At 61.7% G+C, this 10066-nt stretch carries 7 protein-coding genes and 1 pseudogene; 4 read left to right on the forward strand and 4 right to left on the reverse strand.

The genetic code is table 11. From position 1 onward, the window contains the following. From ACE04F_RS25880 to lptF, 4 genes and pseudogenes are all read right to left on the reverse strand, one after another. Positions 1–114, reverse strand: a pseudogene (locus tag ACE04F_RS25880) (signal peptidase I); the annotation flags it as partial. A gap of 5 nt (positions 115–119) precedes the next feature. Continuing rightward, the gene (gene lepA, locus ACE04F_RS25885; protein WP_053124835.1) at positions 120–1919 is read right to left on the reverse strand and encodes a translation elongation factor 4; all 1800 of its coding nucleotides are present in this window, start codon (positions 1917–1919) and stop codon (positions 120–122) included. A gap of 188 nt (positions 1920–2107) precedes the next feature. Continuing rightward, entirely contained in the window at positions 2108–3169 is a 1062-nt protein-coding gene (gene lptG / locus ACE04F_RS25890) for an LPS export ABC transporter permease LptG (RefSeq protein ID WP_486110491.1), read from the reverse strand. Continuing rightward, positions 3162–4283, reverse strand: a complete 1122-nt coding sequence (gene lptF / locus ACE04F_RS25895; protein WP_486110492.1) for an LPS export ABC transporter permease LptF — start codon at positions 4281–4283, stop codon at positions 3162–3164. The genes lptG and lptF overlap by 8 nt, the downstream gene beginning before the upstream one ends. A gap of 316 nt (positions 4284–4599) precedes the next feature. On the opposite strand from lptF, the gene ACE04F_RS25900 reads away from it, so the two are divergent. From ACE04F_RS25900 to ACE04F_RS25915, 4 genes are all read left to right on the forward strand, one after another. Beyond that, positions 4600–6090 (forward strand): leucyl aminopeptidase, encoded by a 1491-nt coding sequence (locus tag ACE04F_RS25900; protein WP_486110493.1) that lies wholly within the window; start codon positions 4600–4602, stop codon positions 6088–6090. Positions 6091–6148: 58 nt separating this feature from the next. Beyond that, entirely contained in the window at positions 6149–6577 is a 429-nt protein-coding gene (locus ACE04F_RS25905; RefSeq protein WP_305496566.1) for a DNA polymerase III subunit chi, read from the forward strand. A gap of 7 nt (positions 6578–6584) precedes the next feature. Continuing rightward, on the forward strand, positions 6585–6962 hold the full coding sequence (locus ACE04F_RS25910; protein ID WP_486110494.1) for a DNA polymerase III subunit chi: 378 nt from the start codon (positions 6585–6587) through the stop codon (positions 6960–6962). A gap of 121 nt (positions 6963–7083) precedes the next feature. Continuing rightward, positions 7084–9930, forward strand: coding sequence for a valine--tRNA ligase (locus ACE04F_RS25915; RefSeq protein WP_486110495.1), 2847 nt, complete (start codon positions 7084–7086; stop codon positions 9928–9930). Positions 9931–10066: the final 136 nt, after the last annotated feature.

Below are 10066 nucleotides of genomic sequence, written 5' to 3' on the forward strand. Positions count from 1 at the left end.
ATATGAGGCAATGGCGGCCCGGCGCCGAGGCGCCAGGAACAACAGATCAAGCAACGCCAACAGGCCGCAGACGAACACGGCGATCACCAGCAACAGCGGGAAATTTAGCGACATAGGACCTAACTATCCAACCTGAGCACCGCAAGGAAGGCTTCCTGTGGAATTTCCACGTTACCAACCTGCTTCATGCGTTTTTTACCGGCCTTCTGCTTTTCCAACAGCTTGCGCTTACGGCTGACGTCGCCGCCGTAGCATTTGGCCAATACGTTCTTTCTGAGTGCCTTGACGGTTGTGCGCGCCACAATCTGCCCGCCAATGGCGGCCTGGATTGCCACGTCGAACATCTGCCGCGGAATCAGCTCCTTCATCTTCTCGGTCAACGCGCGACCTTTGTAGTGCGCGTTGTCACGGTGCACGATCAATGCCAGGGCATCGACTTTTTCGCCGTTGATCAACACATCCAGCTTCACCAGATTAGCCGATTGGTAACGATCGAAATGATAGTCCAGCGAAGCATAGCCGCGGCTGGTGGATTTCAGGCGATCGAAGAAGTCCAGCACCACTTCGTTCATCGGCAAGTCGTAGGTCACCTGGACCTGCGTGCCGAGGAACAGCATGTCGTGTTGCACGCCGCGCTTCTCGATGCACAGGGTAATGACGTTGCCCAGGTGCTCCTGAGGCACAAGGATATTCGCCCGCACGATCGGCTCGCGCATGTCCTCGATGGCCGACAGGTCCGGCAGCTTGGACGGGTTGTCGACGTAGATGGTCTCGCCGTTCTTGAGCAGCAGCTCGAAGATTACCGTCGGTGCCGTGGTGATCAGGTCCAGGTCGTATTCGCGCTCCAGGCGCTCCTGGATGATTTCCATGTGCAGCATGCCGAGGAACCCGCAGCGGAAACCGAAGCCCAGGGCGTCGGAGCTTTCCGGGGTGTATTGCAGGGACGAGTCGTTCAGGGTCAGCTTCTGCAGGGCTTCGCGGAAATCCTCGAAGTCGTCGGAGCTGACCGGGAACAGACCGGCATAGACCTGCGGCTGGATGCGCTTGAAGCCCGGCAGCACGTCGACGTCGGGGGTCGAGCTCAAGGTCAGGGTGTCGCCGACCGGCGCACCATGGATGTCCTTGATACCGGCGATGATGAAACCCACTTCGCCGGCCTTCAGGTCGACGGTGGCGGTGTGTTTCGGGTTGAACACACCGACGCTGTCCACCAGGTGGATCTTGCCGGTGGACTTGACCAGGATCTTGTCGCCCTTCTTCACGCGGCCATGGCGCACGCGAACCAGGGAGACCACGCCCAGGTAGTTGTCGAACCAAGAGTCGATGATCAACGCTTGCAGCGGATCTTCGATATTGCCGGTCGGCGCCGGAATGGTAGTGACCAGGCGCTCGAGCACTTCATCCACGCCCAGGCCGGTCTTGGCGCTGCAAGTGACCGCGTCGGTGGCGTCGATGCCGATGATTTTCTCGATTTCTTCTTTCACGCGGTCCGGATCGGCCTGGGGCAGGTCGATCTTGTTCAGCACCGGCATGACTTCCAGGCCCTGCTCGATGGCCGTATAGCAGTTGGCGACCGACTGGGCCTCGACGCCCTGGCCGGCATCGACAACCAGCAGCGCGCCTTCGCAGGCCGCCAGCGACCGGCTGACTTCATAGGTGAAGTCGACGTGGCCGGGGGTGTCGATGAAGTTGAGCTGGTAGGTGACGCCGTCGCGAGCCTTGTAATAGAGGGTAACGCTGTGGGCCTTGATGGTGATCCCGCGCTCACGCTCGAGGTCCATGGAGTCCAGGACCTGGGCTTCCATTTCACGCTCGGCCAGACCGCCGCACATCTGGATGAAGCGATCAGCCAGCGTCGACTTGCCATGGTCAATGTGGGCGATGATGGAGAAATTGCGGATATGACTCAAATCACTCACGGATCAACACTCAAAAAGGCTGCAGGCATGGCCCGCCGAAAAATAGCCGGGAATTGTACCTGATCCATCGTGCAAGCGTCACGTTCGCCTGTCGATGAGCTTTGGTGGAATGAGAACGAGGGCCGCTTCGCGACCCAGCGGGAGCAAGCTCCCTCGCCACAGAAGCTCCCTAGCCACGCGAATCTGAATCAACCCGCCCGGCGCAGCAGCCAGAGCCCGGCCAGCGCGCAGACCGTGGCCGGCACCAGCACCGCGAACAGCGGCGAGAAACCGAAAACCAGGCTCGATGGCCCCAGCAGGTCCTGGGCGATACGGAAGGTGAAGCCCACCAGCACGCCGGTGAAGACCCGCTGGCCAAGGGTCACCGAGCGCAGCGGACCAAAGATGAAGGAAATCGCCATCAACACCAGGGCGGCAGTGACCAGCGGCTGCAACACCTTGACCCAAAATGCCAGCCAGTAGCGGCCATTGTTGAGGCCCTGGTCCGCCAGATAGTGGATGTAGCCCCACAAACCGGTGATCGACAGCGATTCCGGCGCCATCACCACGGTGCTGAGCAACTGCGGGCTGATCTGCACGTCCCAACGTTCCTGTGGAACGGCGACCACCTCGGTGCGTTTGTCATGGAACAAGGTGGTGGTGACGTCGCTCAGTTGCCAGTGATCCTCGGCGAAATTGGCGCGTTTGGCGAAGCTCGACGACAGCAGGTGCCGCTGATCATCGAAGCGATAGCGGGTCACGCCGTACAGCGTGCCGTTAGGCTGGACCGAGTTGATGTGGATGAACTCGTCACCCTGGCGATGCCACAAACCATGCTTGGCGCTTTGTGCATCACCGCCGCCCTGGGCCAGGGAGCGATTGGCCTGGGCGGTATTCTCGGTGGCCGGCGCGACGTACTCGCCGACCAGCAGCCCGACCAGCATCAGCACCAGCATCGGTTTCATCACCGCCCAGACGATCCGGCCGATGGACACGCCGGCGGCGCGCATGATGGTCAGTTCGCTGTTGCTTGCCAGGCTGCCCAGGCCGATCAGGCAACCGATCAGCGCAGCCATCGGCAACATGTCGTACAGCCGCCGTGGTGCCGTCAGCAACACGTAGCTCGCCACGTCCAGCAATGTATAGGTATCGCTGACATCGCCCATTTCGTCGATGAACGCGAACAGGGTCGCCAGGCCAAGAATGATCCCCAGCACCGCCAGGATCGCCATGAACACGCTGCTGCCAATATAGCGGTCGAGTTTAACCACGGGCCACCTCCAGCGCGCTGCGACGACTGGCCAGCTTCAAGCGCAACGGCTCCCAGTAGAGCAAGCCCAGGCCAATGACCAGGAAGATCGAATGCACCCACCACAGGCCCAGGGCCGGCGGGATCTTGCCTTTCTCCAGGGCACTGCGAGCGGAAATCAGGATGGTCAGGTAGGCCATATACAAAAGAATCGCCGGCAGCAGCTTGAGGAAACGACCCTGGCGTGGATTGACCCGCGACAGCGGGACCGCCATGAGGGTCACGATGAACACCAGCAATGGCAGCGACAGACGCCATTGCAGTTCGGTGCGGGCGCGAATGTCGTCACTGCCCAGCAGGCTGGCGGTAGGCATGGCATCGCGGTCGGTGACTTCATCGCTGACATCGGGCTTGGGCAGCAGCACACCGTAGGTGTCGTACTTGATCGCCCGGTAATCGGCCTGTCCCGGGGTGCCATCGTAGCGATAGCCGTTCTCCAGGATCAGGTAGCGGTTGCCGTCGGGGTTGATTTCCTGGCGGCCATTTTCAGCCACCAGCACAGAAATCCCGCGGTCCTTCTTGGTGTCCGAAGAGATATTTTTCTGAGTGATGAAGACCCCGCCGAGGTTGACCCGGTCGTCCGACAGTTGCTCGGTGTAGGTGACACGCGTCCCATCGCGCAGGGCCTGGAAGCGTCCCGGCACCAGGGTGTCGAATTCGGTCATGGCGTCCTGCTGGTTGATCAGCAGTTGGAACTGGTTGGCACCCTGGGGCGAGAGGCTCAGGCTCAGCCAGGCCACCACCAGCGCCACCAACGTGGCCGGGAACAGAGTGATGCGAAACAGCCGCTGCTGGCTCATGCCGGTGGCCGACAGCACGGTCATTTCACTGTCGAGGTACAGGCGACCGTAGGCCAGCAGGATCCCGAGGAACAATCCCAGCGGCAGGATCAGCTGCAGGAAGCCCGGCAGGCGGAACCCCATGATCAGGAACAGCGAGCCCGGATCGAGGGCGCCCGAAGCCGCCTGGGCAAGGTACTTGATGAAGCGCCCGCTCATGATGATGACCAGCAGCACGGCACTGACCGCGCTCAGGGTCAGCAGGACTTCGCGGGATAGATAACGGAAGACGATCAAACCAGACACTCCACGATTGTCAGGCTAGGCGGCCAAACAAGAAACGTATCGAGCCGACGCATACTGCGAGCAGCCGAAAAAAGAGCCGCATTATCCTGTGATTGGAGGCGCCTGTCACTGCGCATGCTTTAAGCAGACGCTCCCCAGCCAAAAAAGTTAACCGTTGCGAGGGTTGTCAGCTTCGGGCGCCGGGGTTCAAACTGCGGCCTTTGTCGCCGGCAAGCTCCGGCGCTTCTTTTATATAGAAGACAGCTGTTCAGCGCGCCACTGTCGTCGCGGCGCCTGGCCTCTTGACCATTGACTCAAGGATCCGGACATGGAACTGGTTGTAAAAAGCGTCAGCCCAGAAACGTTGAAGACCGCCACGCTGGTGGTTGCCGTTGGTGAGGACCGTCAGCTCGGCGTCGTCGCCACCCAGCTCGACGCCTTGAGCGGCGGCGCCATCAGCGCCGTGCTCAAGCGCGGCGACCTGGCCGGCAAGGTCGGCCAGAGCCTGCTGTTGCACAGCCTCCCCAACCTCAAGGCCGAGCGCGTGTTGCTGGTGGGCGTCGGCAAGGACGCTGAACTGGGCGACCGTCCGTTCCGCAAGATCATTGCCGGCGTCTTGGGCACCTTGAAAAACCTGGGCGGTGGCGACGCCGTGCTGGCCCTGGACGAACTGGTTGTAAAAGGCCGCGACAGCTACGGCAAGAATCGCCTGCTGGCCGAGACCCTGGTGGATGGCGGATACCAGTTCGACCAGTTCAAGAGCCAGAAAGCCGAACCCCGTGCACTTAAAAAAATCACCCTGCTGACCATCAAGGCTGCCCAGGCCGAAGTCCAGCGCGCCGTGACCCACGCCACCGCGATCGCCAACGGCATGGCCTTCACCCGCGACCTGGGCAACCTGCCGCCGAACATCTGCCACCCGACCTTCATGGGTGAACAGGCCAAGGCACTGGGCAAGGAATTCAAGGGTCTGAAGGTCGAGGTCTTCGACGAGAAGAAAATCAAGGACCTGGGCATGGGTTCGTTCTATGCCGTCGGCCAGGGCAGCGCCCAGCCGCCACGCCTGATCGTGATGCAATACAACGGCGGCAAGAAATCCGAGAAGCCGTACGCCCTGGTGGGAAAAGGCATCACTTTCGACACCGGCGGCATCAGCCTCAAGCCCGGCGCCGGCATGGATGAAATGAAATACGACATGGGCGGCGCCGCCAGCGTGTTCGGCACCCTGCGCGCCGTGCTCGAGCTGCAATTGCCGATCAACCTGGTCTGCATCCTCGCCTGCGCCGAGAACATGCCCAGCGGTACGGCTTCGCGCCCGGGCGACATCGTCACCACCATGAGCGGCCAGACCGTGGAAATCCTCAACACCGACGCCGAAGGCCGTCTGGTGCTGTGCGACGCCCTCACCTATTCCGAACGCTTCAAGCCGCAAGCGGTGATCGACATCGCCACGCTGACCGGTGCCTGCGTCGTCGCCCTGGGCGCCCATACTTCGGGCCTGCTGGGCAACAACGACGAGCTGATCAGCCAACTGCTCAGCGCCGGCCAGCAGGCCGACGATCGCGCCTGGCAGTTGCCGTTGTTCGATGAGTACCAGGAACAACTGGACAGCCCGTTCGCCGACATCGCCAACATCGGCGGCCCTAAAGCCGGGACCATTACCGCGGCGTGCTTCCTGTCGCGCTTCACCAAGAACCTGAACTGGGCCCACCTGGACATCGCCGGCACGGCCTGGACCAGCGGTGGCAAGGACAAGGGCGCCACCGGCCGTCCGGTTCCCCTGCTCACCCAGTACCTGCTGGACCGCGCCAAGGCCTGACACCGATGATCGCCGGTGCGTCGCCCTCGGGTGACGCCTCGGCGATTCAAGGAACGCAATGACCAAAGTCGACTTCTACATTCTGCCCAGCGCCGATCCCTCGGCGCGACTGGATTTCGCCTGCAAGCTCACCGAGAAAGCCTGGCGCATGGGCCATCGCATCTATCTGCATTGCAGCGATGCCGCTCAGCGCGAAGACCTGGACGCGCGCCTGTGGGCGTTCAAGGGCGAGAGTTTCGTGCCCCACGGTCCGGCCGAAAGCGAACCCGAAGGGCTTATCGTGCTGGGACTGGGGGAAGACTGCGGTCAGCATCAGGACCTGCTGGTCAATCTCGACCTGAAAGTGCCGGCGTTTGCCCAGCGTTTCGCCCGCGTGGCGGAAGTCGTGGTCGAAGACCCGGCCATCCGGCAAGCCGCGCGGGAGAGTTTCCGTTTCTACCGCGAACAGGGCTATGCTCTGCAAGACCACCGTTTACAGCGACTCTGAGCCTACGATGGACACTCCAAAACCGCCGCAAAAACCTGCTCACCTGCTGGATGACCTCGAGTCGATCCGCCAACTGCTCGGTGACGACACCCTGCAGCCACCGCTGTTGACCGACACGGTGGAACACGAAGCCGTGCATGACGAGCAGATTCCGCTGCTGTTCGAACCGATCACCGGCCAGCCCGAACCCAAGCCAGCCCCCAAGGCCGAACCAAAAGGGCCAGACGCCCTGTTGCATCTGGACCAGGAATTGCGCGCCGCCGCCCAACTGATCCTGCAAGACGTGATCGACGATTTCGCCCCGCACATCGAAACCGAGATCAAGCGCCGGCTGGATGCGCGGATGGAGCGGCTGCTCGCCGCAGCTACGAGCGGCAAGCTTTAAGCTGCAAGCAAAAGCAAAGCCAGATCCTCCTCTTGCAGCTCGCGGCTTGTAGCTTGCCGCTGGCCCGGCGGCTATACTTCCCGGCTTTTCCTGAATAAATGCCAATAGGGTCCCGCCGCGCATGGATAAGACCTACCAGCCGCACGCCATTGAAACTTCCTGGTACAACACCTGGGAGTCCGAGAATTATTTCGCTCCGCAAGGCGCGGGCGATTCCTACACCATCATGATCCCGCCGCCGAACGTCACCGGCAGCCTGCACATGGGCCACGGTTTCAACAACGCGATCATGGACGCCCTGATCCGTTTCCGTCGCATGCAAGGCCGCAACACCTTGTGGCAGCCGGGCACCGACCACGCCGGTATCGCCACGCAAATGCTGGTGGAACGTCGCCTCGAAGCCCAAGGCCAGAATCGCCATGACCTGGGTCGTGAAAAATTCCTCGAGAAAGTCTGGGAATGGAAAGACGAGTCCGGCGGCAACATCAGCCGTCAGATCCGTCGCCTCGGCTCGTCGGTGGACTGGAGCCGCGAGCGCTTCACCATGGATGACGGTCTTTCAGAAGCGGTGAAGGAAGCCTTCGTGCGTCTGCACGAAGACGGGTTGATCTATCGCGGCAAGCGCCTGGTCAACTGGGACACCAAATTGCACACGGCCATTTCCGATCTTGAAGTGGAAAACCACGACGAGAAAGGTTTCCTGTGGAATCTCAAGTACCCGCTGGCTGACGGTGCGAAGACCGCTGAAGGCAAGGATTACCTGATCGTTGCCACGACGCGTCCGGAAACCATGCTTGGCGACTCCGCCGTGGCGGTGAATCCGAACGATGAGCGCTACCAGGCCCTGATCGGCCAGTTCGTCGAGCTGCCGCTGGTCGGCCGGCGCATCCCGATCATCGGCGACGATTACTGCGACCCCGAATTCGGCACCGGCTGCGTGAAAATCACCCCGGCCCACGATTTTAACGACTACGAAGTCGGCAAGCGCCACAACCTGCCGCTGCTGAACATCTTCGACAAGAACGCCAATGTCTTGCCGGCCGCCCAGGCATTCAACCTCGACGGCACGCTGAACGAGAGCGTCGACGGCCAGATCCCAGCCGAATACGCCGGCCTGGACCGTTTTGAAGCGCGCAAGCAGATCGTTGCCGCCTTCGACGCCGCCGGCCTGCTGGTCAGCGTCGACGATCATGCCTTGAAAGTCCCGAAAGGCGATCGCTCTGGCACCATCATCGAGCCGTGGCTGACCGACCAGTGGTACGTGTCGACCAAGCCGCTGGCCGAGCCGGCGATTGCCGCCGTGGAAGACGGCCGCATCCAGTTCGTGCCCAAGCAATACGAAAACATGTACTTCTCGTGGATGCGCGACATCCAGGACTGGTGCATCAGCCGCCAGCTGTGGTGGGGCCACCGCATCCCGGCCTGGTACGACGAGTCGGGCAAGGTTTATGTCGGTCGCGATGAAGCCGAAGTCCGCGCCAAGCACAACCTTGGCCCGGACGTAACGCTGGCGCAGGACAACGACGTTCTCGACACCTGGTTCAGTTCGGGCCTGTGGACGTTCTCGACCCTGGGCTGGCCGCAACAGACCGAGTTCCTGAAGAAATTCCACTCCACCGACGTGCTGGTCACCGGCTTCGACATCATTTTCTTCTGGGTCGCCCGGATGATCATGCTGACCATGCACCTGGTGAAGAACGAGGACGGCACGCCGCAAGTGCCGTTCAAGACCGTCTATGTCCATGGCCTGGTGCGCGACGGCCAGGGCCAGAAGATGTCCAAGTCCAAGGGCAACGTCCTGGACCCGCTGGACATCATCGACGGCATCGACCTGGAAACCCTGGTGCAGAAACGCACCTCGGGCCTGATGCAGCCGAAACTGGCGAAGAAGATCGAGAAGGCCACCCGCGAAGAATTCGCCGACGGCATCGCCAGCTACGGCACCGACGCTCTGCGGTTTACCTTCTGCTCGCTGGCATCCACCGGTCGCGACATCAAGTTCGACATGGGCCGCGTCGAAGGCTATCGCAACTTCTGCAACAAGATCTGGAACGCCGCGCGCTACGTGCTGGACAAGGGCGAAGACTGCGGCCAGAACGGCGAAGCCTACGAGCTGAGCCTGGCTGATCGCTGGATCATCTCGCAGTTGCAACGCACCGAAGCCGAAGTGACCCGCCAGCTCGACCAGTTCCGTTTCGACCTGGCCGCACAAGCGCTGTACGAGTTCATCTGGAACCAGTATTGCGACTGGTACCTGGAACTGTCCAAGCCGGTACTGTGGGACGAAAACGCACCGGTCGAGCGCCAGCGCGGCACCCGTCGCACCCTGGTTCGCGTATTGGAAGTGGCCCTGCGCCTGGCGCACCCGTTCATGCCGTTCATCACCGAGGAAATCTGGCAGCGCGTCGCACCGCTGGCCGGAGCCCAGGGCAAGACGATCATGCTGCAACCGTGGCCGGTGGCCAACGAAAGCCGCATCGATCCGGCAGCCGAAGACGACATCGAGTGGCTGAAGACGTTCATGCTCGGCCTGCGCAACATCCGCGCCGAAATGAACATCGGCCCAGGCAAACCGCTGACGCTGTTCCTGAAAAACGCCAACGCCGAAGACCTGCGCCGTCTCAACGAGAACGAAGCGCTGCTCAAGAAGCTGGCGAAACTCGAGTCGGTGACGGTACTGGCTGCGGGGGAAGAAGCACCGCTGTCGGCCACCGCCCTGGTTGGCGAGATGGAAGTGCTGGTGCCAATGGCCGGCCTGATCGACAAGGCCGCCGAACTGGCGCGCCTGGACAAGGAAATCCTGCGTCTGAAGGGCGAAGTCCAGCGCGTCGGCGGCAAGCTGTCCAACGCTGGCTTCGTCGACAAGGCACCGGCCGAAGTCATCGAGAAGGAGCGGGCCAAACTGGCCGAGGCCGAACAGGCTCTGGGCAAGCTGGCCGAGCAGCACGCGCGGATCGCCAGCCTGTAACGGTGGCATGCAACTGAAAAAGGAGGCCCTGGTGGCCTCCTTTTTTCTGCCTGTCCTTCTCCAAAGAAAGCGCCTCCCCCTGTGGGAGCGAGCCTGCTCGCGATGACGGTGGCAAAATTCAACATCAATGCAAGCT

Source organism: Pseudomonas sp. AGC41 (genome assembly GCF_057334555.1).